This window comes from Yersinia sp. 1652 StPb PI (assembly GCF_041538345.1).
Taxonomy (GTDB): Bacteria; Pseudomonadota; Gammaproteobacteria; order Enterobacterales; family Enterobacteriaceae; genus Yersinia; species Yersinia enterocolitica_E.
Map to the genome: position 1 here is coordinate 2,676,349 of NZ_JAULSM010000001.1, position 25,297 is coordinate 2,701,645.

Below are 25,297 nucleotides of genomic sequence, written 5' to 3' on the forward strand. Positions count from 1 at the left end.
GGGAGGGGTATTGTTTGCCATACATTCAGTTGCTAAATATACCTTGCCAGTAAATATATACTGTACATAAATAAAAATTGTACGTGGCGACAGTAGCAGATTTAGTCAATGGCTGTTTTCAGATTTATCTCTTATTAAGACAGTGATTATGGCGGGATGTTATCTCTTTCTTACTTGGCGCTGTGGCGCGACGTTAGCAGTGACAACACTCACGTTGAGCCATTAAGTGATGCGGGGTTAACCTAATAAAAGACCCGGAAAACCGGGCCTTTTTAGCAGCAGAAGCTTAACAGCCGAAGTTAGACCTTGCGGAAAACTAAAGAACCGTTAGTGCCACCGAAGCCGAAGGAGTTACACAAGGTGTACTCCATATCTTTTACCTGACGGGCTTCATGCGGAACAAAATCCAAATCACAACCTTCATCCGGGTTATCCAGATTAATGGTTGGCGGAATAGCTTGAGAGCGCAACGCCAGCACAGTGAAGATAGACTCAACCGCACCGGCTGCACCTAACAAGTGCCCAGTCATGGATTTGGTGGAACTGACCATCACTTTGCGGGCATCTTCACCAAATACAGACTTAACTGCCTGCGTTTCGGCTTTGTCGCCAGCAGGAGTCGATGTGCCATGGGCATTGATATAGCCGATTTGAGATGGGGTCACACCCGCATCACGTAATGCATTCACCATTGCCAGTGCTGCTCCTGAACCGTCTTCCGGTGGAGATGTCATGTGATAGGCATCGCTGCTCATCCCAAACCCAACAACTTCAGCATAGATTTTTGCACCACGTTTCTTCGCGTGTTCGTACTCTTCCAGCACCATCATGCCTGCGCCGTCACCCAGAACGAAACCATCACGGTCTTTATCCCACGGGCGGCTTGCGGCTTGCGGATTATCGTTACGAGTAGACAATGCACGAGCAGCACCAAAACCACCGACACCCAGTGGGGTACTGGCTTTTTCAGCGCCACCTGCCAGCATGACATCCGCATCATTGTAAGCAATGATACGTGCCGCTTGACCGATGTTATGCACACCAGAAGTACAGGCAGTCGCGATAGAGATGCTTGGCCCACGCATACCACACATAATGGTCAGATGGCCGGCAATCATGTTAACAATGGTTGATGGCACGAAGAACGGGCTAATTTTACGTGGCCCGCCATTCACCAGCGCAGTGTGGTTCTCTTCAATCAGACCCAACCCACCAATACCAGAACCAATAGCGGCACCGATACGAGGAGCATTGGCTTCGGTTATTTCAAGCCCTGAGTCTTGCATGGCTTGCATGCCAGCAACAATGCCGTACTGTATGAATGCATCCATTTTGCGTGCATCTTTACGCGAAATGAACTCTTCACAATTAAAATCTTTTACTAAGCCAGCAAATTTCGTTGCATAGGCACTAGTATCGAAATGGTCGATCAGGCTGATGCCACTCTGCCCGGCAAGAACAGCGTTCCATGTGGATTCTACTGTATTACCGACAGGAGACAACATGCCCAGTCCAGTCACAACAACTCGACGCTTAGACACGGTTGTCCTCCAAGGAGGGAAAATAACACTTAGGACAAAAAAAACTTAGGCGGTCGAGTGACCGCCTAACTATCTAAACTTAAAGCATGTTCGCTTACTGCTGGTTAGCGTTGATGAAATCAATAGCTGCCTGAACAGTAGTGATTTTCTCTGCTTCTTCGTCTGGAATCTCAGTATCAAATTCTTCTTCCAGAGCCATTACCAGCTCAACGGTGTCCAGAGAATCCGCGCCAAGATCTTCAACGAAAGAAGCACTGTTCTTCACTTCGTCTTCTTTAACACCCAGTTGTTCAACGATGATTTTCTTAACGCGTTCTTCGATAGTGCTCATACTCTTAAATTTCCTATCAAAACTCGCTTTCGCGATGGTTTTCGTAGTGTATAAAATGTTGAAAAAGATGCAACTAAATCTCGGCTGGTCAAACCACGATTTTACGCTATTTTGCGGTTTTCACCTCAAATAATGCAAATACTTTCGTGATTTTTAAATCATATACATGCCGCCATTGACATGTAACGTTTCACCAGAGATGTAGCTGGCCTCGTCAGAGGCTAAAAATGCAACAGCGCTGGCGATTTCTTTAGCTTGCCCAAGCCGGTTAGCTGGTACTTGGGCTAAAATGCCTGCGCGTTGTTCATCTGTCAACGCCGTCGTCATGTCCGTCTCAATAAAGCCAGGTGCCACAACGTTGACAGTAATGCCACGTGAAGCAACCTCACGCGCCAAAGACTTGCTAAAACCGATCAGACCCGCTTTAGCTGCCGCGTAGTTAACCTGCCCCGCATTGCCCATTGTCCCAACCACAGACCCGATGGTGATGATACGCCCAAACCGCTTTTTCATCATAGCGCGCATTACCGCTTTTGACAGGCGGAATACAGAAGTCAGATCGGTGTCAATAATATCTTGCCACTCTTCATCCTTCATACGCATCAGCAGGTTATCACGCGTAATACCTGCATTATTCACTAAAATATCAACTTCGCCAAATTCCGCACGAATCGCTGTCAAAACAGCATCGATTGACGCGGGTTCTACGACGTTCAACATATAGCCTTTGCCATTGCTACCCAGATAGGCACTAATCGCTTCTGCACCCTTCTCACTGGTCGCAGTGCCAATAACCCGGGCACCACGTTCGACCAATAATTCTGCAATCGCACGGCCAATCCCACGGCTCGCGCCGGTTACCAGCGCAATTTTTCCTTCGAAGCTCATGTTATCCTCTTTCTTAGTTTTCAAGCGCGCTGGTCAATGTAGCAACATCGTTTACCGGTGCTGCGGTTAAAGTATCCACGATACGCTTGGTCAAGCCAGTCAAGACTTTACCTGGCCCAACTTCTAACAGCAGCTCAATACCTTCTGCTGCCATAAATTCAACACTCTCAGTCCAACGTACCGGGTTGTAGAGTTGGCGCACCAGCGCACTACGGATAGCCTCTGGTGACACTTCCGTTTTCACATCAACATTATTGATAACCGGGAACAATGGCGCCTGGAATTCAATGTTTTCCAGTGCTGCGGCTAACTTATCAGCCGCCGGCTTCATTAACGCACAATGAGATGGCACACTGACCGGTAAAGGCAAGGCGCGCTTGGCTCCGGCCGCTTTACAAGCAACCCCTGCGCGTTCTACCGCTTCTTTGTTGCCAGCAATCACCACCTGGCCTGGCGAGTTAAAATTGACAGGCGAAACAACCTGACCTTGTGCTGACTCTTCACAGGCTTTAGCAATGGATTCATTATCCAGACCTATGATGGCGTACATTGCGCCGGTGCCTGCTGGTACCGCTTCTTGCATCAGTTTGCCGCGCAATTCAACCAGAGTGATCGCCTGTTTGAAATCAATCACACCCGCGCAAACCAGCGCTGAGTATTCACCCAAGCTATGACCTGCCATCATTGTCGGCAGCTTGCCGCCTTGATGTTGCCAGACACGCCAAATTGCAACAGATGCCGCCAGCAATGCCGGTTGTGTCTGCCACGTTTTATTCAATTCATCTGCCGGGCCTTGCTGCACTAGCTGCCAAAGGGAGTAACCCAGTACCGACGACGCTTCACTGAAAGTCGCTTCAACTATCGGAAATTGTGCGGCCAAATCGGCCAGCATGCCAAGGGATTGAGAACCCTGGCCTGGAAATACCATTGCAAATTTCGACATTTTCTTTCCTGTTGAATCAAAAAAGTCCTGTTAAACCAAAAAAGGTACTGTTAAATCAAAAGCGAACCAGCGCAGAGCCCCAGGTAAAGCCACCGCCAAACGCTTCCAGCAGCACTAACTGCCCACGTTGAATACGCCCATCACGCACCGCTTCATCCAGCGCCGCAGGGACAGATGCCGCAGAGGTGTTGCCATGACGATCAAGAGTTATCACCACTCTATCCATCCCCATGCCTAACTTCTTCGCCGTTGCGGTAATAATACGCAGGTTAGCCTGATGCGGCACTAACCAATCCAGCGCACTGCGCTCCAGATTGTTGGCCTGCAATGTCTCGTCCACAATGTGGGCAAGCTCAGTCACCGCAACTTTAAATACTTCATTACCGGCCATGGTGACATAGGCTGGTTGCTCTTGTTTTTGGCGGTCTTGGTACGGCAGTGCCAGCAACTGCCCATAGCTGCCGTCGGCATGCAAATGGGTAGACAGTATGCCAGGCTGTTCAGATGCGCCTAATACCACAGCACCTGCACCATCACCAAACAGAATAATCGTACCGCGGTCTTCTGGGTCCAGCGCGCGCGATAACATATCGGAGCCAATCACGATGGCATGCTTAACCGCACCACTTTTCACATATTGGTCAGCCACACTCAGCGCATAGGTAAAGCCCGCACAGGCTGCTGCCAAATCGAAAGAGGCTGCATCTTTAATACCCAGCATTTGCTGTACCTGACAGGCCGAGCTTGGGAAAGCATGGCTTGAAGAGGTGGTAGCAACAATAATCAGCCCAATCTGGTCCTTACTAACCCCAGACATCTCCAGTGCTTTTTCAGCCGCATGGAAACCCATGGTCGCGACTGTTTCATCCAGGCCGGCAATACGCCGCTCACGAATACCTGTACGGGTGACAATCCACTCGTCCGACGTATCCACCATTTTTTCTAAATCAGCATTGCTGCGCACTTGTACGGGCAGATAACTCCCCGTACCGAGAATCTTAGTATACATGTACGATCAGTCACTCTTGGGTAATACCGCTTCAAGGCGCGCGGCTATCCGTTGAGGGACTTGCCGCTGCACCGCCTGCACCGCCTGTTCGATTGCGACTGCGAATGCACGTTGATTCGCCGCGCCATGACTCTTGATTACAATGCCCCGCAATCCTAACAGACATGCACCATTATACTGGTCGGGGTTCAAATGACCGAACCGTTTTGCCACACGTTTTTGCAGCCAGCGCCCAATGAGTTTAAGCCACCAGGACTGTTTACTGCCTTCGCCCGATGATTTGAGCAGTGACAAGAACATTCTTATCACACCTTCCATGGTCTTTAGAGTGACGTTACCCACGAAGCCGTCACAAACCATCACATCGGTCTTACCCGTAAGCAAATCATTGCCTTCCAGATAACCAATATAGTTGATCGCCGGTGTATTTCTTAATACTGCGGCGGCTTCGCGGATATTATCTAACCCCTTGGTTTCCTCTTCGCCGATATTGAGCAAAGCAACACGCGGGTTGGTAATACCGACAACTTCTTCTGCCATCACCGACCCCATGACAGCAAACTGCACCAACATTGTACTATCACATTCAACGTTAGCCCCTAAATCCAGCACCACCGTCTTGCTGCGTTGCTGGTTTGGGATGACAGTCATTAACGCCGGGCGCTCTATTCCATCTAGTGGCTTAATCATCATCTTCGCCAGCCCCATCAATGCTCCTGTATTCCCTGCACTCACACAGGCTGCCGCGTCACCGTTTTTGACCAACTCCAGCGCTATGCGCATCGAGGTACCACGACTGGCACGAATAGCTTGTGAGGGTTTAGCATCGCTGGCAATAACATGCTCAGCAGGGATGACCTGTAACCTCGCCAGCAACAAAGGATCGGCATTAACAAGTAACGGAGTGATGGTGTCGGGATTCCCGACCAGCAGGAGTTTAAGCCGTGGATTAGAGGCCAGTGCCTGCAATGAAGCAGGCACTGTGACGTGGGGACCGAAATCCCCACCCATTGCATCTAACGCTAGGGTTAGACAAGTCAAGGTATCGCCTTGCTAAAGATTAGCAAGTACTACTCAGCCGATAACCTTGCGGCCACGGTAGAAACCGTCGGCTGTGATGTGGTGACGCAGGTGAGTTTCACCGGAAGTTTTGTCCACAGACAGAGTGGCAGTGGTCAGCGCATCGTGTGAACGGCGCATGCCACGTTTGGAACGAGTTGGTTTGTTCTGTTGTACGGCCATTGACCTTACTCCTTAATTACTTTCTTTAAACTGGCTAATACGGCAAATGGATTCGGTTTCTCCACCTCTTCAGGCAGTTTACCAAATACCATGTCCGCCTCGGACACTTCACAGTGTTCAGAATCATGTACCGGAACGACAGGCAGTGAAAGAATAATTTCGTCTTCAATCATAGCCAGCAGATCAACTTCGCCAAATTCGTCGACTTCGATCGGCTCGTACGCTTCCGGTAATGCTTCAGCCTGCTCATCATTGACGACCGGGCTAAAACAATACGTTGTATGAACATGTTGTGCAAACGTGTTACTACAGCGCTGACACATCAATGTTACATCGACGTCCGCGTGACCTGTAATAACCGCCAGGCGCTGATTATCGATATTAAACGATAATGAGGCCACGACATCGCTGTCCACACTTACCACTGAATCGGCTACACGTGTAACCTGCTCAGGAGAATAGATACCTGCGTAATCTAAACGTTTCTGAGCGGTACGAACCGCATCAATGGTCAGGGGTAATTTTACCTTTTGCATAGGGCGCGCATATTAACTTTGTAACGACATAGAGTCAAAGAAAAAGGCCTTTTTACTGCACCTTTCACCAATATTCGCTTCCGAAGCGGCAGACAGTTTAAAATGCCTGATTAAATTACGCTACGGTTTATGGAAAATATTATGCTGCAACTGGTTCTTGCTTCAACCTCATCATATCGTCGGACTTTGCTGGAAAAGCTGCAATTACCTTTTGTTACTGCGGCACCACAAACCGATGAAAGCCCACTGACAGGTGAAGAAGCCAGCGCGCTAGTGCAGCGGTTGGCGAGTGCAAAAGCGCAGGCACTGGCGGGAGATTTTCCACAACATCTGATAATCGGCTCTGATCAGGTCTGTGTCATTGACGGATTAATCGTCGGGAAACCCCACAATTATGCAAACGCAATGAAGCAATTGCAGCAGGCCAGTGGACAATGTGTCACTTTTTATACCGGTCTGGCCCTATTGAATACAGCAACCAACAGCATTAACTGCCTGTGCGAAACTTTTGACGTTTATTTCCGAACGCTAAGTGAAGCAGAAATAGACGGTTATTTGACGCGAGAGCAACCATGGGATTGTGCCGGCAGTTTTAAAAGTGAGGGATTGGGTATTACCCTATTTGATAAATTATCAGGGCGCGACCCGAATACACTCATCGGTCTGCCGTTAATCGCCCTCACCGAGATGCTGATTGAGCAGGGAGTAAATCCGCTCCTGTAAATACTGAATAACAAAACAGGCCGCAATTGATACTTGCGCCCTGTTACTTCAATTATTTATTGCGGCAATTTATTTTTCTGCTGCTTTCTTTCGTAATATCAACAAACAGTGGCGTAGCTGATTATCCAGTGGCGCTTCAATGCGCATAGTTTCACCGCTATTGGGATGCTCAAAACGTAATGCCGCCGCGTGCAGGAATAAACGATGCAGCCCGGTTCCTTGCAATTGTTGATCAAATTCACGGTCGCCATAGCGATCATCAAAAGCAATCGGGTGACCCGCATGGAGCGCATGTACGCGGATCTGGTGAGTACGACCAGTAATCGGGCTGGCCTTGACCAGCGTTGCATGCTCAAAGCGCTCTTCAACTTTAAAACGCGTTTCTGACGGTTTGCCCTCGCTGCTGACTTTCACCACTCGCTCGCCACTTTGTATAATATTCTTCAACAAAGGTGCCTGCACCGCTTTACAGTGAGATTGCCATTGACCACGAACCAATGCCAAATAGTCTTTCTGCATCCCTTTTAACCGCAGTTGCTCATGCAAAGAACGCAGCGCAGAGCGTTTTTTCGCTACCAATAAGACACCAGAGGTATCACGGTCAAGGCGATGAACCAATTCAAGGAAGCGGGCTTCGGGGCGCAATGCACGTAAGGCTTCAATAACACCAAAACTCAAACCACTGCCACCATGAACCGCCGTGCCAGAAGGCTTGTTCAACACCAACAAATAGTCATCTTCAAATAAAATACAGTCGGCCAACGCCGCAACTTTATCAAGTTTGGCAGAGACCTGAACCTCTTCGCGCTCAGCGACGCGCACTGGCGGTACCCGGACCACATCCCCGTCAACCAGTTTATATTCTGGCTTAATGCGCCCTTTATTAACGCGAACCTCACCTTTGCGCACGATGCGGTAGATCATACTCTTTGGCACACCTTTCAATTTAGTGAGCAAAAAGTTATCGATCCGCTGACCGGCTTCGTCGGCAGAAATGGTGATTAATTGTACTACTGGATTATTCGTTTTCATGGTGCGCGATTCTAAATACACCGAGGAATTAGCGCCACCCCTTTTTCTGTGCTTAACTGTCAGTCTGGCTATTTAAAGATAACGTTTGCGCGCATTTATTGTTTAATAAGACAACGATAGCCGCCAACGCTGTGAAAACAGTAAAAGAATCTTTACGTAGACAGGTAAAGTCATCTTGCTATATCAGTGTCAGCAATGGAATAATGTCACTAATTCTGCGTTGATTCTCGTTAGACCAAGAGACTTGTGGAATAATAAACTTTGCCTGATCACACAAAAACGCAGCAATGGCGTAAGACGTAATGTGAAATCAAGCAATTAGCGGGCTGCGGGTTGCAGCTTGGCCGGCAAGTGGGTCTGCTCTGTTGTCTTATATTCAGAAGCGCCCCTTTATATAAAAGCGCTGTTTTTCAGAAAGAAACACAGGCTTACCGAAATAATGCGCCCCTATGCAGGCGACAACCGTGAGGTTGACGGCTTTGCTAGAAGACTCGGGGTCATCGGTTTACCCGGCCATAGAGGTTATTTTGCCCGCAGTTCTAACGCCAATGTAAAAATAACGAGTAAGTTAAAGATGAAAAGAATGTTGATTAACGCAACTCAGCAAGAAGAGTTGCGTGTTGCCCTTGTAGATGGACAGCGGCTGTATGATTTGGATATTGAAAGCCCAGGTCATGAACAGAAAAAAGCGAATATTTACAAAGGCAAAATCACCCGAATCGAACCCAGTCTGGAAGCCGCTTTTGTTGATTACGGCGCTGAACGTCATGGTTTCCTCCCACTAAAAGAAATTTCTCGCGAATATTTCCCTAGTAATTATTCCTCTCATGGCCGCCCAAACATCAAAGATGTGCTGCGCGAAGGCCAAGAAGTTATCGTTCAGGTTGATAAAGAAGAACGTGGCAATAAAGGTGCCGCACTAACAACTTTCATCAGCCTGGCAGGCAGTTATTTGGTTCTGATGCCGAACAACCCACGTGCCGGTGGTATCTCCCGTCGCATTGAGGGTGATGACCGCACCGAACTGAAAGAAGCCCTATCCTCCCTGCAATTGCCTGATGGCATGGGTCTGATTGTCCGTACTGCTGGTGTTGGCAAATCTGCTGATGCACTGCAATGGGACTTGTCATTCCGCCTCAAGCATTGGGATGCGATTAAAAAAGCCGCTGAAGGTCGCCCTGCGCCATTCTTAATCCATCAGGAAAGTAACGTAATTGTCCGCGCTTTCCGTGATTATTTGCGCCCGGATATCGGCGAGATCCTGATCGATAACCCTAAAGTTCTCGAACTGGCAAAAGAGCATATCGCCGCTCTGGGTCGCCCGGATTTCAGTAGCAAAATCAAATTGTATAGTGGTGAAATCCCCTTATTCAGCCACTACCAAATTGAGTCTCAGATTGAGTCAGCGTTCCAGCGTGAAGTGCGTCTGCCTTCCGGCGGTTCTATCGTTATTGATACCACCGAAGCCCTGACGGCAATTGATATCAACTCCGCGCGTGCAACACGTGGTGGCGATATCGAAGAAACCGCGTTTAACACCAACCTTGAAGCCGCTGATGAGATTGCCCGCCAGTTACGTTTGCGTGACCTCGGTGGTCTGATTGTTATCGACTTCATCGATATGACACCAGTGCGCCATCAGCGTGAAGTTGAAAACCGCCTGCGTGATGCTGTTCGCCAAGACCGTGCCCGTATCCAGATTGGCCGAATCTCTCGCTTCGGCTTGCTGGAAATGTCCCGTCAGCGTCTTAGCCCGTCACTGGGTGAGTCAAGCCACCACGTGTGCCCACGCTGTAGCGGTACCGGTACCGTTCGTGACAACGAATCACTGTCACTTTCTATTCTGCGTCTGATTGAAGAAGAAGCGCTGAAAGAAAATACCCATGAAGTTCACGCCATTGTACCGGTACAGATTGCGTCGTATCTGCTCAACGAAAAACGTGAATCAGTCAACGCCATTGAAAAACGTCAAGGTGGTGTACGTGCGGTGATCGTGCCAAACGATCAGATGCAAACACCGCACTATTCTGTTCTTCGGGTACGTAAAGGCGAAGAGGTTCCTTCTCTCAGCTACCTGCTACCACAACTGCATGAAGCAGAAATGGCGCAGCCGTTAGAAGAAGCAACGATTGAGCGTAAACGCCCAGAACAACCAGCGTTGGCGACTTTCTCTCTGCCAACCGAAGTACCACCGGAAGCCGCACCTGCTAGCGTCAGTGCTAAACCAAGCGTTGCACCGCAAGTAACCGCATCTGCTGCTACGTCAGAACAGCCTGGCTTCTTTAGCCGTTTGTTCAGTGGCCTAAAAGGTATATTCGGCACATCGGAAGAAGAAGTTAAACCGGTAGAGGTCGAGAAAACCGAAACCACCGAAAACCGCCGTAATGATCGTCGTAATCCTCGTCGCCAGAACAATGGCCGCAAAGAGAGAGGCGACCGTACACCACGTGAAGGCCGTGATAACAGCACACGTGACAACAGTGGCCGTGATAGCAATAGCCGTGACAACAGTGGTCGTGACAATGCGAACCGCGAAGGTCGTGAAGATCAGCGTCGCAATAAGCGTCCAGTTGCGCAAACTGCTGCGCCGCAAGCACAAACTGACGTTGTTGAAACGGATAAAGCGCCACGTGACGAGCAGCAACCACAGCGTCGCGGTGATCGTCAGCGCCGTCGCCAGGATGATAAACGTCAGGCACCACAGGAAGTCAAAGCAGAAATCGCCGCCGTCAGTGTTGTGGTCGAAGATGTGCAACCTGAGCAAGAAGAACGCCAACAGGTTATGCAGCGTCGTCAACGCCGCCAATTGAATCAGAAAGTCCGTATTCAATCTGCCAATGATGAGCTGAATGTGCTGGAAAATGTAGCCCAGGAAAATCCTGTTAGTGCACCGGTAGCAAGCATTGCAGCGCCAGTTGTGCAGGAAGAAGTGAAATTACTGCCACAAACTACTGTTCAAGCGGATGATGAAGCTACTCACGTTAGCAATGCCAATAATGAAAATGGTATGCCACGTCGTTCACGCCGTTCACCTCGTCATCTGCGCGTCAGTGGTCAGCGTCGCCGTCGCTATCGTGATGAGCGTTACCCGACACAATCTGCTATGCCACTGGCCGGCGCTTTCGCCTCACCAGAAATGGCTTCAGGCAAAGTGTGGGTCCGTTATCCGGTAGCTCAAACAGTTGAACCTGCTTTTGTAGAAAACCCGGTTGAACAACAATTGCCAATAGCAGTTGCCGCAGTAGAGACTCCGGTTAATATTCCGGCCGTGATTGTAGCAGCCCCAGTTGTTGCCGCACCTGTCGTCGTCGCCGTGACTGAAACTGTCACTCCGACACCTGTTGCGCAACATAAACCAGGTGGTTCTTCATCTTCAGCCGCAGCCGTTCCTGGCCGTGCTCCTGTTGTCGTGCCAGTGGTTGTAGAACCTGTTGCCGTTGAGCCAACTGCTGTAGAACCAACCGTTGAAGCTGTCGCTGAGGTGGTGCAAGCTGAAACTACCGCAGCGGTTGAAGCAGTATCCGACGTTGAAGAAACTGGCGTTGCGGAAACTACCGCTCAACCTGTGGTTCAGGAAACGGTAATTGAGGATACAACTGCTGAAGAAGCGGTGGTGGAAGAAACCATTGTTGCTGAAACTGCTGCTGTTGAAACAACTATTGTTGAAACACCGGCGGAAGACGCGGTTGTAGCTGAAACTGTGGTGGAAGACGCTGTAGCTGAAACACAGGCAGTGACCGAAGTCGTTGTTGAAACATCGACAATTGAAGAACCGCTGATTGAAGAAATCGCTGTCGAAGCTAGTGTAAGTGACACGGTTGTGGTTGAGGCTCCTGTTGCTGTTGTGCCACAACAGTCGGCTATCGCTCATCCTGAAGGTGTGGTGTTCAAACATTACGCTTCAGCACCGATGACCAAAGCACCGGCACCGGATTACGCGCCAGAGTCACCGACTAAAGGTCAGTGGGAACGTCCAGTCTTTGATTTTGCAGGTAAAGGTTCTGCTGGTGGCCATGCGGCGGCAACTCAGGCAACCGCGCCGGCAACAAAACCGCAATCTGTCGAATAAATGTAATATTATTCCGACCAGACATTGCAAAGACAAAACCCGCCATCAGGCGGGTTTTTTTATATTGGTGATATCTTTAACCAGAGATCACTCTCAGGCTATCTGTTTCAGTTTCTTTATTTCGAGGTTTTCCAGTTTGCCTTCAACAGCTTTGACAAACGCTTTGAAGTGCTCGGTTTTATTATGTTTTTCCAATGCATCATCAGATGCCCAGCGTTCGAAAAACACAAAAGAACCTTTCTGGTCGCTTTCGGCATGGAGATCATATTGCAGATTCCCCTTCTCCTCACGACTCGGTTCTATTACCAAATGAACCGCTTCTTTTACTGCATCAATAAATTCAGGTTTTGCCACTAAACTGGCGATGACACGGACTTCCATAGTTATTCTCCCATGCTGTACATTCAATTAGCGTATTTTACTGCTAATCAATAGCTCACCCTAACGGGTAATTTTATCCCGAGCCCCTCTATAAGATGCCCTTTTTGCCTTGTTTTCAACTTAACCCTAACAATCAGATGCATCCTGCGCACTTTCCGCTTATCCTTAGACCCCGCCGGAAACAGTATAAAAACCCCAATATCTCATCATGACTGCGGAGCTAGTTGAATGACTGCACAACCCCAAACCCTGAAAATTCGCCGCCCGGATGACTGGCATATTCACTTACGTGATGACGAAATGCTCAGTACCGTGCTGCCCTATACCTCCGAGGTGTTCGCCCGGGCCATTGTCATGCCCAATCTGGCTCCACCAATTACGACTGTTGCCAGTGCTATCGCTTATCGGGAACGAATTTTAGCCGCAGTACCTGCCGGGCATAACTTCACGCCATTGATGACCTGTTATCTGACCAATACACTTGATGTCAAAGAACTGGCCACCGGCTTTGAGCAAGGCGTATTTACTGCGGCAAAACTGTATCCAGCGAATGCTACGACCAACTCAAATCATGGTGTATCCGATATCCCGGCGATATACCCGTTGTTTGAGCAAATGCAAAAGATAGGTATGCCGCTGCTGATCCACGGTGAAGTAACAGAAGCTGCCGTTGATATTTTTGATCGCGAAGCACTCTTTATTGAACAGATTCTGGAACCGATACGTCGCCAATTCCCTGAATTGAAGATTGTCTTCGAGCACATAACCACCAAAGATGCGGCCGATTACGTGCTGGCAGGCAATCGTTTCCTTGGTGCAACTATCACCCCGCAGCATCTGATGTTTAACCGCAATCACATGCTGGTCGGTGGTATTCGCCCCCACTTGTTCTGTCTGCCAATATTGAAACGCAGCACGCATCAAGAAGCATTGCGCCAGGCCGTTGCCAGTGGTTCAGACCGTTTCTTCCTCGGAACCGATTCCGCTCCCCATACCAAACATCGTAAGGAGTCATCCTGTGGCTGTGCTGGCGTGTTCAACGCACCATCAGCGCTACCAGCTTATGCTACTGTGTTTGAAGAGATGAATGCGCTACAGCATCTTGAAGCATTCTGTTCATTAAATGGTCCACGCTTCTATGGTTTGCCGATTAACGAAGACATTGTTGAATTGGTTAAGGCCCCCTTCCAACAACCAGAAGAGATCCCATTAGGGGATGAATCGGTGATTCCTTTCCTGGCCGGTCAGACTATCAATTGGTCAGTTAAAAGCTGATAACCGCCGCTGTAGGGGCTAACCCTTTACAGCGACGATTTTTATATCAGTCACTTGCAACCTGAATATTTGTACTGTATAAATAACCAGTATAAATATTCGGAGGGCCAAATATGCGTGTTGAAGTGAGTATTGATAAAAAAAACCCGTTACCCGCAGGTGCTATCGAAGCACTAACCCATGAATTGAGTAAAAGACTCAACACCAAATTCCCGGACACCACCACCGCAGTACAAGTACGTTATGCCGGAGCAAATAATCTTTCCGTTTTAGGTGGTGCCAAAACAGATAAAGATTTGATCTCTGAAATATTACAAGAAATATGGGAAAGCGCTGACGACTGGTTCGACGCGGAGTAACCCAATGTAATGCTGTTTTGCCGGGGAGTCGCTCCTCGGCTTTTTTATATAAGCGTCTAAACTTCCTTTACTCACCCACTTCTTTTAACCCATTTATTGTTGATTAACAAATCATCATAAAATAAATAATTTGTAAAGATCTTGCGATAATCTCCAAATTTATCGGCGGTTGCGTATACTGAAAAAGCTCACTTGATAATGAGCCGCATTGATCCTCATTAGTCACTCCAGTCAGTAACTACTATATAAGGGGTCTTTATGGACAGAAATGATGAAGTTATTCAGACTCACCCGCTTGTAGGCTGGGATATCAGCACTGTAGATGTATACGACGCTATGATGATACGTCTTCATTACCTGTCTTCCATGGATCAACCGCCAGAAGATGCGCTGGTTGATAGAACGCTCTGGTTAACCACCGATGTTGCACGCCAATTAATAAATATCTTAGAAGCAGGCATTGCTAAAATTGAGTCATCGGAATATCAAGATCTCGATCACCGTAAACATTAATTTTTTTCCACCAGAAAACGAGTTTAATGTTCGCCAAAAAAGGCACGAGTGAATATCACTTAGTGCCTTTTTATTAACCATTCCCACCCCCCTATGGCTAACAGCGCTTTTTCTCCTCTCGGTCCCGTGCTATTACTATCGTTTTAATTTTTATCAGCACTGTTGCTACCTTTAATTTAAATCGTTCGGGTTATTGCCGCGATAAATACACATTGCTAGCACAAACCCTATTGAAAAAGCCAGGTGGCGATATTCCCCGGGATGCAAAATATGGATTATGATCTAATTGTCATTGGTAGCGGTTCGGTCGGCTCTGCCGCAGGTTACTATGCGTCACAAGCCGGTTTAAACGTACTGATGATTGACAGTGCCATGCCGCCTCATCAAGCAGGCAGTCACCATGGTGATACACGGATCATTCGCCATGCCTATGGCGAAGGTGAGAAATATGTTCCCTTAGTTTTGCGTGCCCAAACATTGTGGGACCAGTTATCAGCTCAAACAGGTGAATCATTATTTCAGGCCAGTGGCGTGCTTAATCTTGGGCCAGATGACTCTATTTTCCTGCAAAATGCGCAGCACAGCGCTCAACAATATAACTTGCCGGTTGAAACCTTAAACGCGGCCCAGATCCGTGAAAAGTGGCCGGTATTTACCGTACCGGATAATTATATTGGAGTGTTCGAACCGCAATCAGGTTATCTACGTTCTGAATTGGCAATTAAAACGCTGATTAAAGCCGTCACAGAAGCAGGCTGCGGTATTTTATTCAATTGTCCGGTTACCGCTATCGAACCGCTGGATGGTGGTGTAGATGTCGTGACTATAGACGGTACCTACAGTGCTAAGAAAGTGATTGTCACCGCCGGAACCTGGATCAAAGAGCTGTTACCTGAATTACCGGTGACCGCCATACGTAAAGTGTTTTCATGGCACCATGCCGATGGCCGCTATAGCGAAGGGAATCATTTCCCGGCATTCACCGTCGAGACACCGGATAATATCCATTATTACGGCTTCCCCTCGCAAAATGACGAGTTAAAACTAGGCAAACATAATGGTGGTCAGCCTATTGAAACGGCGGCACAACGTAAGCCCTTTGGCAGTTATGCCGAGGATGGAACCGAAGTATTTGGCTTTTTACGTAACTTCCTACCGGGAGTGGGTGTCTGTCTGCACGGCGCGGCATGCAGTTATGACATGAGCCCTGATGAAGATTTTATCATCGATACATTACCCGATAACAAAAATATCATGGTGGTAACAGGCTTAAGTGGCCATGGATTTAAGTTTGCAACTGCATTGGGGGAAGTCGCTGCGCTCTTCGCACAAGATAAACCCTCACCTATTGATATTTCAGCCTTTTCGCTATCCCGCTTCGCCAAACCGTAATGCGGTAACCTGCGAGTTCAGCACTTGATTGTTACCGATGACTGTTTCTTTTTATTTCAGTCATCGGTATATCTCGCTCTCATTTTCACTTCATTATTAATATAAAACGCCGCAAATTTAATAATTAGCAGAGTCTTATATTCGTAAAAGCCGCTAAAAACAATCGTGAATCCCGAATTGACGTTTTAGGCATCAGGGGATTACTTTATCCTTGTATGCGGCCAGGTATGGTTGCTGTTAGACAAGGATGTATGCCACATGAAAATATTAATTATAGATGAATGTTTTTATACCCGATCAGGGGTAAATACTTATTTAAATAACGCTTCATATCTCGATTTAATGGATGTTCCTACGGTGGAACAGGCTACATTAGCTGTTCATGAGTTTGATCCTGAGGTCATTATTGTTAACCTTACCCAATATTGTCGCTATGGTGGACATTGCCCATTATTAGCACAATTTTTGAGTTGTTGTCTGCGGGCTAAAGTTTATATTTATCTGGATGCGTCATATCCGTTTAGTGAAACGCCGATACCCCTGACAGATTCTGTCTCTATTTTGGCTAAAAGACGCTTACCGGCGTTGTTACAAAGACTATCGGACTTTTCAAGTGAGGGTATCGGTAAGCCACATCCCCCCTGTCCAGCATCCCTATTCAGTCCACAAGAGCATAAAGTCATGTGCTACTGGATGATGGAGATGCCCAATTACCGCATTGCCAGGAAGTTAAATATCAGTGACAGTACAGTTTATTCGCATAAACGGCATATTACCGAAAAAATAAAAGTCAGAAACCGTTTGGAATTATGCTTTATTTACAATGTGTTTAAATATTTATACTAAGGCGTTGGTGTATAGAGAGGCCCAATAAAGGGATCATTCCCTTTCAGTAAATTTTCTGTATATATAATTTTTGTTCTTAACAAATAATGTAACCGGATTAATATAGTGAGTTATCGCTTACAGTTAAAGAATCGGTTACATTTCACTTAATATCACCAATACATATCAATCTTTTCCATTCGCACCACAATGCCCATATTATCCCAAGAAATGATTTATTTTATCATGCTGTAACTCAGGAATTTAGCCTGCCAGCTTATTGTTTATAAAAGTAAAAATCCTTATAATGGACGATAATTCTAGCCTCAGGCACCCTGCATGTTAAATAAATTGCTATCGATGGTTATCAATAATGTACGGGAACATCTACTGCTCTATATCTGCTTGTGGCTGATTCTGTTAGCTCTGGATATTTATTTCTTTTTCTATTAACGCGTTTTCTCTACCTCTTCTGGCCGGGCCACCAGATAGCTTCCCACCTGTGGCCCAGCAATAAATACGATATCCGCAGTTTGCACTACTCTACCTTGGCCGGTTTGCCATCACTCAATAACACGGCGATTTTATAACCGGCTGGTGTTAACTCTAATACTATTTTGGCAATAATGGTTAATGGAACAGAAAGCAGCATACCAATCGGCCCGAGTAGCCACCCCCAAAAAATCAAGGATAAGAACACCACCAAGGTTGATAGACCCAAACCACGCCCCATCATCCGTGGATCAATAATATTGCCACCAATCAGGTTAATCAAAATATACCCGCAGGTAACGGCAAAAGCATCAGCAAAACCATTAAACAACAGTGCCTGAACGATGGGTGGGATAGCCGCCAATACGGAGCCGATATTAGGAATGTAATTGAGGACGAAAGCCAGTAGCCCCCAAAGGAAAGCGAATCTGACCCCCATCGCTGCCAGGAATAACCAAATAACAATCCCCGTCGCAATGCTAATAACCGTCTTGATCACCAGATAATGAGTGACACCATTTAGTGCACGCTTGAGAATCGCATTCCCTTGCTCTGGGTTATCAAACATCAACTGCATTTTATAAGGCAGTCGTTCCACTTCAAACAACATAAAGACCACCGTCATCAGCAGCAAGAACATACTAGCCATGGCACCAGAAAGGTGGCTCAGGAGACGGGTCACAAAGTTCATCGCGGTGCTAGGATCGACATGCTTCATAATGTCATCCACCGAGAACTCAATATTAAAGCGCATTGCAAACTCTTGCAGGTCGCGCATTTTTTCCAGCATCATGCCACGATATTGCGGCAACGAGCGGGCAAACTCATTTAATGAAGAACCCAGGCGGCTAAAGAGCAATGCCATGAGTAAAATAATAATGCTAACCAATAAGACAATAGCTAAGGTGCGGGGAATTCTTATTTTCTCCAACAGTTTCACTAAAGGGTTTAATACGATAGCAAGAAATATAGCCAACAAGAATGGAACCACGATCGGCGATGCCGCTTTAATTCCCGCCATAATCACCACCAGCATAGCCAGCATCGTGACTAACCGTAGCCCTTGGCTACTCACTCCAGGTATTGTCATTATCAATCCTTGTATTGGAATCGCCATTGCTCTAAAAATGGCATAAAAAAGACGCTATCGAATAAAATAACCGACAACGTCTAACTTTAATAGTACATCCAGTAGGTTAACCCTACGACTATTTTTTATCTGTGCTCTTTTCTGGCATCGGAATGTGCATGGTAGTTTGCAACAATCCCTTCGATTTATTAAAAATCTTGATGCCGTTTTCGCGCCCAGCACGGCGGGACCGTTGCTCTTCCTGCGGCAACTTCAGCTCTTCCTGACAGATATCACTACAGCAACCAGCAAACTTTGCCGCACAGGTCGGACACTGAATAAATAGTAAGTGGCAGCCATCATTCTTACAGTTGGTATGCGTGTCGCAAGGTGTACCGCACTGATGGCAGTGGGCTATCACATCATCAGAGATCCGCTCCCCCATCCGCTCATCAAAAACAAAGTTTTTACCGATAAATTTCAGCGGCAACCCCTGTTCTTTTGCTTTACGGGCATATTCGATAATACCGCCCTCAACGTGATAAACATTTTTGAAGCCATTGTGCAGCATATAGGCGCTGGCTTTCTCACAGCGAATCCCGCCAGTGCAATACATAACAATATTTTTCTCTTTGTCATGTTGCAGCATATCAACCGCCATTGGCAATTGCTCACGGAAAGTATCAGAAGGGACTTCAATAGCATTTTCGAAATGGCCCACTTCGTACTCATAGTGATTGCGCATATCAACAAACAAAGTATCGGGATCATCAATCATCTGATTGACCTGATCGGCCTTCAGATAATGTCCTATATTACTGGGATCGAAACTCTCGTCATCAATACCGTCCGCCACAATGCGTTCGCGAACTTTCATGCGCAGCACCCAGAATGACTTCCCATCATCTTCATGAGCCACATTCAGCCGCACCTGATCCAGCGCAGGATGTGCGGCAAACAACGCGGTTTTGAACTCATCATAACGATTAGCGGGCACACTGATTTGTGCATTGATCCCCTCTTTAGCCACATAAACCCGACCAAACACGCCGAGTTTAACAAATTGACTATAGAGGTCGTCACGGAAGGTTTTGGCATCTTCCAGAGTGAAATATTTATAAAAAGAAACTGTGGTGCGCGGTTCGGTTTCAGCCAACATGCGCGCTTTAAGTTCCTCATTAGAAATTCGGTTATGTAACACTGGCATGGTGTACGTTCCTGTCTTTCGAAGAGGTTACTGATAAAAATTTAATTTCTGCTCAATGGGTTAGGTAATTCATTAGACGGCTAATCACGTTAATTCATTGCACAATAGAATTGATGTTTCACCACGGGCAGCCCGTGCGGCGCATATAATACCTGAAACATTACTGCGTAACATCTTTAGCGGTAATCACTATCAGTAAAAGCGGAAAGAACGATCCCAGTGAGTAAGGCAACTCCGGCAGCAATCAGCAAAGAGAGGGTTTGCCAGTAAGCCCCCATATAACCCAATATGCCACCGACGACCAATAAACCCGCACTGAGTCTTGCTACTGCCATCGACGGCTCTCCGGTAAGAATGAATGAAACTCATTTATACATCGGAAATATCATAACGCAGAAATAAAAATCCCTCTTCAATTGAGAGGGATTTAAGTCAAAATTGATAGCCTGCTAGCTAATCACTTCCAATTTGGCGGGTAGCCCTTGCCGGACCGCGGCACCACTGACCCAATCCAGCCAGGTATTGGGGACTTCTCGCGTTGGATCAGTAAACCCCAAGTCATTCAGATTGCTCCCCTGACCGATACGCGGGTCTGACGCCATGGTAACACCATCCAACGAATGTGTTCTGGCACCCATCTCGCGATGTCCATAACCATGTTCAATAGCAACCACACCAGGCATAACACCATCCAATAAACTTACCTGTACCTCCATCTGACCACCGGGGGTCATCAGGCGCACACTGTCACCGTGCTGTATCCCGTAGCGCTGAGCATCGGTTGGATTAATCGCCACCAAATTGGTGGGTTTGACCGCGCGTAAACGCTCAATCATCGCAGTAGAACTGCTCATGAGATGAGACTTGAAGGACATCAAGCGCAAAGGCCAGTCAGTTGCCGGATAATGGGTAAAGACATCGGAACCGTCTGCCAGACGAGGTGGATACCAAGTCGGACAGCCGCTATAACGCTCGCCGGTAATCGCATGGTGATGTTGCGCGACATTTTCGTTCCAGATTTGCAGTGGCTTTTTCCACTGCGGCCCGGTGGCATCGCCATTCCAACTTTTCTCATAAGGCGCAAAACGCCCACCACGCGCCAACAGGTAAGCCACTCGGCGCTGCTCATCAATATGCAGACTGCGTTGTAAGTCGGGCCATAAGCGATCGACGCCGGTTAATTTCAGTTCTTCATCAGAGGCTGGTGGCAGTGGTTTTTCACCGCCATAAGCAATATTGGCCGCGGCCCGTAAATAGTAATCCTCGGCCCGCTCCAGCGGCAAATTGTTTCCCTGGCTGTCCTGCATCGCATTGGCACCGAACCCCGGTAATTGCAATGCCTTGGCCACTGCAATCAGGAAGCTCTCCATGGCCACAGGCTCGCCTTGAGCCGTGCGGGCAGTACGTGATGTCACCACAGGCCAGCGGGCCGTGCTGGCTTTTACCAGTACCCCGGCCCAGGGCGCACTGAATCCCCAACTCTCAAAATTATGGGTATCCGGTACGATATAATCAGCCAATGCGGTGGTTTCATTCATAAAAGCATCAATGGCAATAAACAGCGGCAATTGACGTGGATCTTGTAGTTTCGCCTCAATCAAGTTGCGCAGCCCCGCGACCCCGTACAGCGGATTAGTCATATGGCTAATCCATGCCTTAAGCGGATAGGGATAACCTGCCAATGCCGGTGCCAATTGTTCGGTCAATTGCCCACCGACAAAGGGATACCATGGGCCACGGGCCGGATAGCCAGGCTGACCCTGCTGAATCTTTTGCTGATACTCTTGCGATTGTTCATAGGGCTGCTTGCTGCGCGATAGCGGTAAGCCTTTTGGTTTTATCATTCCAGCAAAAGTGGCTAACTGATAGCGAGGACCATCAGCAAAACCATCAAACTTGCCACCCCCAACCGAAACCCCACCCTTAAGATTCAAGTTACCAATCAGGGCATTGAGCATCATGACCGCCCAGGTGGTATAAAAACCGTTACCCCCCATCATGCCACCATGGGAGATAACCGCCGCCTGACGCTGGTAAGCAGTAAACTCTTTCGCCAAACCAACCATCGTTTCTGCTGGGACGCCGCATTGCTGACTGTATTCTGCCAGAGTAAAACGCTCTGCCGCTTGCCGCAAACACGCCATACCTGATTGCACCTGCACAATTTGACCATCATGTAAGGTGACTTCGCGCATGACGAACAATTGAGCGTGTAATGCTAGTGCAGCAGGCTGCAATGTACCGTCAGCCACTTGCACTAATACCGGACTCTCTTCAGCTTCGGCCACTGACTCACCACTTAGCTGGCTGGCACGTAGGAACTGGCCTGCCAAGGGATGGGTTTCAGTGGTTATCACCAGATGGCTGGCATTGGTCCAGCTGCGCTCACCCGCCGCTTGCATGGCGACCTCACCGGGAACGGACAAATAAGTGTGGTTAAAACGATTCTGTTCGATAATCCAACCAATCATCCCCATTGCCAGTGCCGCATCCGTCCCCGGCAACACGGGAACCCAGCGGTTATGCTGATTAGCCAATGTGGTTGTCAGTGGCAACGCGGGGGAGACCACCACATAATTGAAATCATCACGCTGGCGAGCATTGGCTAGCTGACGCCCTTGCCGCTTAAATGGGTTGCCGGATTGCGCGGGCGACGTCCCCAAAAATAGGGCAAAACGGACGTTATCCCAATCTGGCTTAACATGGGCATTTTTATCTAAATCCCCCATCAACGCACCTGAACCGGCACGATACGCCAAACCACAATATGCCCCGTGGCTACCGAGATTTTTAGTGCCGAACGCTTGATGAGCAAAGCGTCGGATAAAAGCATCGCGCCCATCATCACCGGCATTAGTCACCAGTAACTGATTGGCTTTCGGCCCCAATGAGGGCTGCTGAGTATCAATGGGGGTAATCAGGTCACGGATAGCCCGCAACCCTTCAACCGGCCCCTCGCCAAAGAGATCACCGCCTTCGGTCACTTCCGCCACCAATTGCTCAAAGCTGATACGCTGCCATTTGCCACTGCCCCGTGGCCCGGCGCGCTTCATTGGCTCGGTAATACGATAAGGGCTATCGACCCCCTCTAATAGCGTCGCGCCGCGCGCGCAGGCCGTTGAACGCCCGGCCATGCCTGACTCTCCACCTAAACGTTGCAGCGCTTCACTTAGTGGTAACTGATACGGAAAATGGTGGTCATGAGACAACGGATGATAAGGGTTACCGGCGATGCGCAGGATTTTATTGTGCTGGGTATCGACTCGCACCCGTAAGCCACACAAGGTCCAACAACCAAAACATTGTGTCATTGAAACCGCTTGTTGCGGATTGGCCTGCCACTGCTGCCCAATACGTCCTTCTGGTGCTAATGCGTTGGCACTAACAGGATCGAGTGTAAGCTTTCCGGCACTACCATCAATCAGGCCAGCCAATGTTTTGCGTGCCACAGCATGATAACTGGCAGCAAATGCAACCACTCCGCCCAAGGCTAAACTGCCTTTTAACCATTGACGCCGTGTAGACTTAGCCATGATGCATTTCTCCTTCCACTGTTTTCTCGCCTGAAACTGTTTTTTCACTTGAGACTATTTTTTCACTTGAGACTATTTTTTCACTTGAGAATTGTTGTTCAAGCCATCTGACACCTTCACGGCTAGCAATAATCACCGCTATCCATAATCCGCATGTACCCACCACGGCCAGCAATCCTTCACTCCCCAGCGGCAACGAATAGGGATTGGTTAACACATTGTATTTAGGCAACGTTTGAGTGTGCATCAGCAATAGCCAACGTACCGACCAACACAACGTCAGGGCTGCCAGTGCCTGAGCCACTACCATCCCGCTTGATAAGGTTTTTTTCCTGTTGAACAGCGCCATTGCCAAAAGCAATAGCCACAGCACCACAGGAAATGCTGCCAGAGTCTGGGCATGCATAGCCCAGTAGCGCAGAGCTTGTGCCGAGGCATTATCACCACTGGCCCACAGCACAGTAACCAACGCCAGCATCATTAAATTGATGAGTTGCCAGCGCACCAATGACACCTGATAGTGCGGCTCACGCCATAGCCAGGTAGCCAGTAAAGGCGGGATCGCCTGCCAGGCCGTCAGGAAGATAAACAGTGGCAACCATAAACTAAACCACAGGGGTTGGGCGCGCAGGATTGACACCTCGCGGCCGGTATAGAGCAAAATAGTGATAGCAGAAAACGCACAGAGTCCGGCTAATCCTGTCAATAATCGCGCTAATGGTTTTGCCCGCAATCGGCTGTAGGTCAGCGCCAGAAAATAGGACAACACCAGCAGGGTAAACAAGGGTAAGAAAAGAGATCCCCATGACATCCACGACCACGGCGTAAAGTGGGCATAGAAGTGCCAGACGCGGGCCGGTTGATGTAGGTCCGCATTGAGCGCCAATGGCGCAACCACCACCGCAGTCGCCGCTAACATCAGTGCAGCAAACTCCAATGGATTCTGCTGATGGCGAGAGAACATCCGTTGCCAGCAGGCAAACAACACGCCACTACAAGCCAGTCCGATGAAAAAGAAATACTGCACCGCCCAAGGCAACCAGGCGATATCTTGTGGGCGGGCTAAAATTTCACGGATCATGGGTGTACCTCCTGCCAGAGCGCGGGTTGGCCCTGCAATGGTCGGGTAAAAATGTCATTTAGCCCGAGGTAAAACACTTGAGGGTGAGTGCCTTGCTCCGGTTTCAGCACTTTGATGTCAGCGGCATGTTGCAGCAGCATTTGGCGCAATATACTGTTGCCATCGCGTAAATCACCGATAATCCGCGCCCCGCCGACACAAGACTCCACACAAGCAGGCAGCAATCCAACATCCAGACGATGAACACAAAAAGTACACTTGTCCGCAGTTTGGGTACTGTGATTGATAAAACGAGCTTCATACGGGCAAGCCTGAACACAGTATGCACAACCAACACAACGGGTATTATCGACAACCACAATGCCATCCTGGCGTTGATAAGTGGCCTGTACCGGGCAGACTGGCACGCAAGGCGGGTTATCGCAGTGGTTACACAGGCGGGGTAGCAATACATTGGTGACACTTTCTGCCCCAGACAGGGCAATTTGATACTGATTAACTGTGGTACGGAACTGGCCTTGTGGCAGTTGGTTTTCAATCGCGCAACTGACAGTACATGCCTGGCAACCAATACAGCGGCGCAAATCAATCAACATGGCGTAGCGCCGTTTGATATCACCTTGTTTGCGTGCCGGTTCCATCCGCCAGCCCGCATCCGCCAATGGCACCAATGCTGCGCCAGCAGTTAACACCCCGAGCCGCTGTAGAAATGCTCTTTTTCCTTGATCCATTTTTCTTCTCATCTGCTTAATAACAATGCTCTTAATTCAAGGATTGTAGAAATCGACGAGCAGAAGCCCTATTGTGGTTTTCCACATTCCCTTTAAGGACTTGATCCAGGACAATTGCGCACTGC

Annotated in this window: 24 protein-coding genes; 8 read left to right on the plus strand and 16 right to left on the minus strand. The window is 48.3% G+C overall.

All coding sequences use genetic code 11. From position 1 onward, the window contains the following. Positions 1-299: 299 nt before the first annotated feature. The 8 genes from fabF to yceD all read right to left on the minus strand — a co-directional run bounded on the left by fabF (position 300) and on the right by yceD (position 6,490). Complete coding sequence (gene fabF, locus Q2T71_RS12370) at positions 300-1,541, minus strand: beta-ketoacyl-ACP synthase II (RefSeq protein WP_372559273.1); 1,242 nt, start codon at positions 1,539-1,541, stop codon at positions 300-302. 94 nt (positions 1,542-1,635) lie between these two features. After that, complete coding sequence (acpP, locus tag Q2T71_RS12375) at positions 1,636-1,872, minus strand: acyl carrier protein (protein ID WP_002220787.1); 237 nt, start codon at positions 1,870-1,872, stop codon at positions 1,636-1,638. Between the two features lie 153 nt (positions 1,873-2,025). Next, complete coding sequence (fabG, locus tag Q2T71_RS12380; protein WP_083158522.1) at positions 2,026-2,760, minus strand: 3-oxoacyl-ACP reductase FabG; 735 nt, start codon at positions 2,758-2,760, stop codon at positions 2,026-2,028. A 13-nt stretch (positions 2,761-2,773) separates the two neighbouring features. Beyond that, positions 2,774-3,703 carry an ACP S-malonyltransferase gene (gene fabD / locus Q2T71_RS12385; protein ID WP_372559274.1) on the minus strand — a complete coding sequence of 310 codons (930 nt, stop codon included), beginning with the start codon at positions 3,701-3,703 and terminating at the stop codon, positions 2,774-2,776. A gap of 55 nt (positions 3,704-3,758) precedes the next feature. Then, positions 3,759-4,712, minus strand: a complete 954-nt coding sequence (locus Q2T71_RS12390) for a beta-ketoacyl-ACP synthase III (RefSeq protein WP_083158520.1) — start codon at positions 4,710-4,712, stop codon at positions 3,759-3,761. Between the two features lie 6 nt (positions 4,713-4,718). Beyond that, positions 4,719-5,753 carry a phosphate acyltransferase PlsX gene (gene plsX / locus Q2T71_RS12395; protein WP_372559275.1) on the minus strand — a complete coding sequence of 345 codons (1,035 nt, stop codon included), beginning with the start codon at positions 5,751-5,753 and terminating at the stop codon, positions 4,719-4,721. 33 nt (positions 5,754-5,786) lie between these two features. Continuing rightward, complete coding sequence (gene rpmF, locus Q2T71_RS12400) at positions 5,787-5,954, minus strand: 50S ribosomal protein L32 (protein ID WP_002210931.1); 168 nt, start codon at positions 5,952-5,954, stop codon at positions 5,787-5,789. 5 nt (positions 5,955-5,959) lie between these two features. After that, on the minus strand, positions 5,960-6,490 hold the full coding sequence (gene yceD, locus Q2T71_RS12405; RefSeq protein ID WP_083158518.1) for a 23S rRNA accumulation protein YceD: 531 nt from the start codon (positions 6,488-6,490) through the stop codon (positions 5,960-5,962). Between the two features lie 141 nt (positions 6,491-6,631). Here yceD and Q2T71_RS12410 point away from each other — a divergent pair, with 141 nt between their 5' ends. Next, complete coding sequence (locus Q2T71_RS12410; protein WP_372559276.1) at positions 6,632-7,213, plus strand: nucleoside triphosphate pyrophosphatase; 582 nt, start codon at positions 6,632-6,634, stop codon at positions 7,211-7,213. Between the two features lie 69 nt (positions 7,214-7,282). Here Q2T71_RS12410 and rluC read toward each other — a convergent pair whose 3' ends face one another. Then, positions 7,283-8,245 (minus strand): 23S rRNA pseudouridine(955/2504/2580) synthase RluC, encoded by a 963-nt coding sequence (rluC, locus tag Q2T71_RS12415; protein WP_372559277.1) that lies wholly within the window; start codon positions 8,243-8,245, stop codon positions 7,283-7,285. Between the two features lie 574 nt (positions 8,246-8,819). Here rluC and rne point away from each other — a divergent pair. Continuing rightward, positions 8,820-12,314 (plus strand): ribonuclease E, encoded by a 3,495-nt coding sequence (gene rne, locus Q2T71_RS12420; RefSeq protein WP_372559915.1) that lies wholly within the window; start codon positions 8,820-8,822, stop codon positions 12,312-12,314. A gap of 93 nt (positions 12,315-12,407) precedes the next feature. On the opposite strand, the gene Q2T71_RS12425 is transcribed toward rne, so the two are convergent. Next, complete coding sequence (locus Q2T71_RS12425) at positions 12,408-12,695, minus strand: putative quinol monooxygenase (RefSeq protein ID WP_372559278.1); 288 nt, start codon at positions 12,693-12,695, stop codon at positions 12,408-12,410. Between the two features lie 228 nt (positions 12,696-12,923). Here Q2T71_RS12425 and pyrC point away from each other — a divergent pair, with 228 nt between their 5' ends. From pyrC to Q2T71_RS12455, 6 genes are all read left to right on the plus strand, one after another. Continuing rightward, on the plus strand, positions 12,924-13,970 hold the full coding sequence (gene pyrC / locus Q2T71_RS12430; RefSeq protein ID WP_372559279.1) for a dihydroorotase: 1,047 nt from the start codon (positions 12,924-12,926) through the stop codon (positions 13,968-13,970). A gap of 113 nt (positions 13,971-14,083) precedes the next feature. Beyond that, positions 14,084-14,329, plus strand: a complete 246-nt coding sequence (gene dinI / locus Q2T71_RS12435; RefSeq protein WP_145557180.1) for a DNA damage-inducible protein I — start codon at positions 14,084-14,086, stop codon at positions 14,327-14,329. Between the two features lie 258 nt (positions 14,330-14,587). Beyond that, the gene (gene bssS / locus Q2T71_RS12440; RefSeq protein ID WP_032813201.1) at positions 14,588-14,842 is read left to right on the plus strand and encodes a biofilm formation regulator BssS; all 255 of its coding nucleotides are present in this window, start codon (positions 14,588-14,590) and stop codon (positions 14,840-14,842) included. A gap of 270 nt (positions 14,843-15,112) precedes the next feature. Then, a complete protein-coding gene (solA, locus tag Q2T71_RS12445) occupies positions 15,113-16,234 on the plus strand; it encodes an N-methyl-L-tryptophan oxidase (RefSeq protein WP_372559280.1) in 1,122 nt (373 codons plus the stop codon). 258 nt (positions 16,235-16,492) lie between these two features. Continuing rightward, on the plus strand, positions 16,493-17,080 hold the full coding sequence (locus tag Q2T71_RS12450) for a response regulator transcription factor (protein ID WP_372559281.1): 588 nt from the start codon (positions 16,493-16,495) through the stop codon (positions 17,078-17,080). 318 nt (positions 17,081-17,398) lie between these two features. After that, complete coding sequence (locus Q2T71_RS12455) at positions 17,399-17,512, plus strand: DUF2770 family protein (protein ID WP_005183270.1); 114 nt, start codon at positions 17,399-17,401, stop codon at positions 17,510-17,512. An 85-nt stretch (positions 17,513-17,597) separates the two neighbouring features. On the opposite strand, the gene Q2T71_RS12460 is transcribed toward Q2T71_RS12455, so the two are convergent. The 6 genes from Q2T71_RS12460 to ttrB all read right to left on the minus strand — a co-directional run bounded on the left by Q2T71_RS12460 (position 17,598) and on the right by ttrB (position 25,172). After that, on the minus strand, positions 17,598-18,641 hold the full coding sequence (locus tag Q2T71_RS12460) for an AI-2E family transporter (RefSeq protein WP_372559282.1): 1,044 nt from the start codon (positions 18,639-18,641) through the stop codon (positions 17,598-17,600). A 118-nt stretch (positions 18,642-18,759) separates the two neighbouring features. After that, entirely contained in the window at positions 18,760-19,827 is a 1,068-nt protein-coding gene (locus tag Q2T71_RS12465; RefSeq protein WP_372559283.1) for a rhodanese-related sulfurtransferase, read from the minus strand. A 176-nt stretch (positions 19,828-20,003) separates the two neighbouring features. Further along, complete coding sequence (locus tag Q2T71_RS12470) at positions 20,004-20,162, minus strand: hypothetical protein (RefSeq protein WP_372559284.1); 159 nt, start codon at positions 20,160-20,162, stop codon at positions 20,004-20,006. 114 nt (positions 20,163-20,276) lie between these two features. Further along, the gene (gene ttrA, locus Q2T71_RS12475; protein ID WP_372559285.1) at positions 20,277-23,360 is read right to left on the minus strand and encodes a tetrathionate reductase subunit TtrA; all 3,084 of its coding nucleotides are present in this window, start codon (positions 23,358-23,360) and stop codon (positions 20,277-20,279) included. Further along, positions 23,353-24,441, minus strand: a complete 1,089-nt coding sequence (gene ttrC, locus Q2T71_RS12480) for a tetrathionate reductase subunit TtrC (protein WP_372559286.1) — start codon at positions 24,439-24,441, stop codon at positions 23,353-23,355. Before ttrC ends, ttrA begins: the two co-directional genes overlap by 8 nt. Then, the gene (gene ttrB / locus Q2T71_RS12485) at positions 24,438-25,172 is read right to left on the minus strand and encodes a tetrathionate reductase subunit TtrB (RefSeq protein ID WP_372559287.1); all 735 of its coding nucleotides are present in this window, start codon (positions 25,170-25,172) and stop codon (positions 24,438-24,440) included. Before ttrB ends, ttrC begins: the two co-directional genes overlap by 4 nt. Positions 25,173-25,297: the final 125 nt, after the last annotated feature.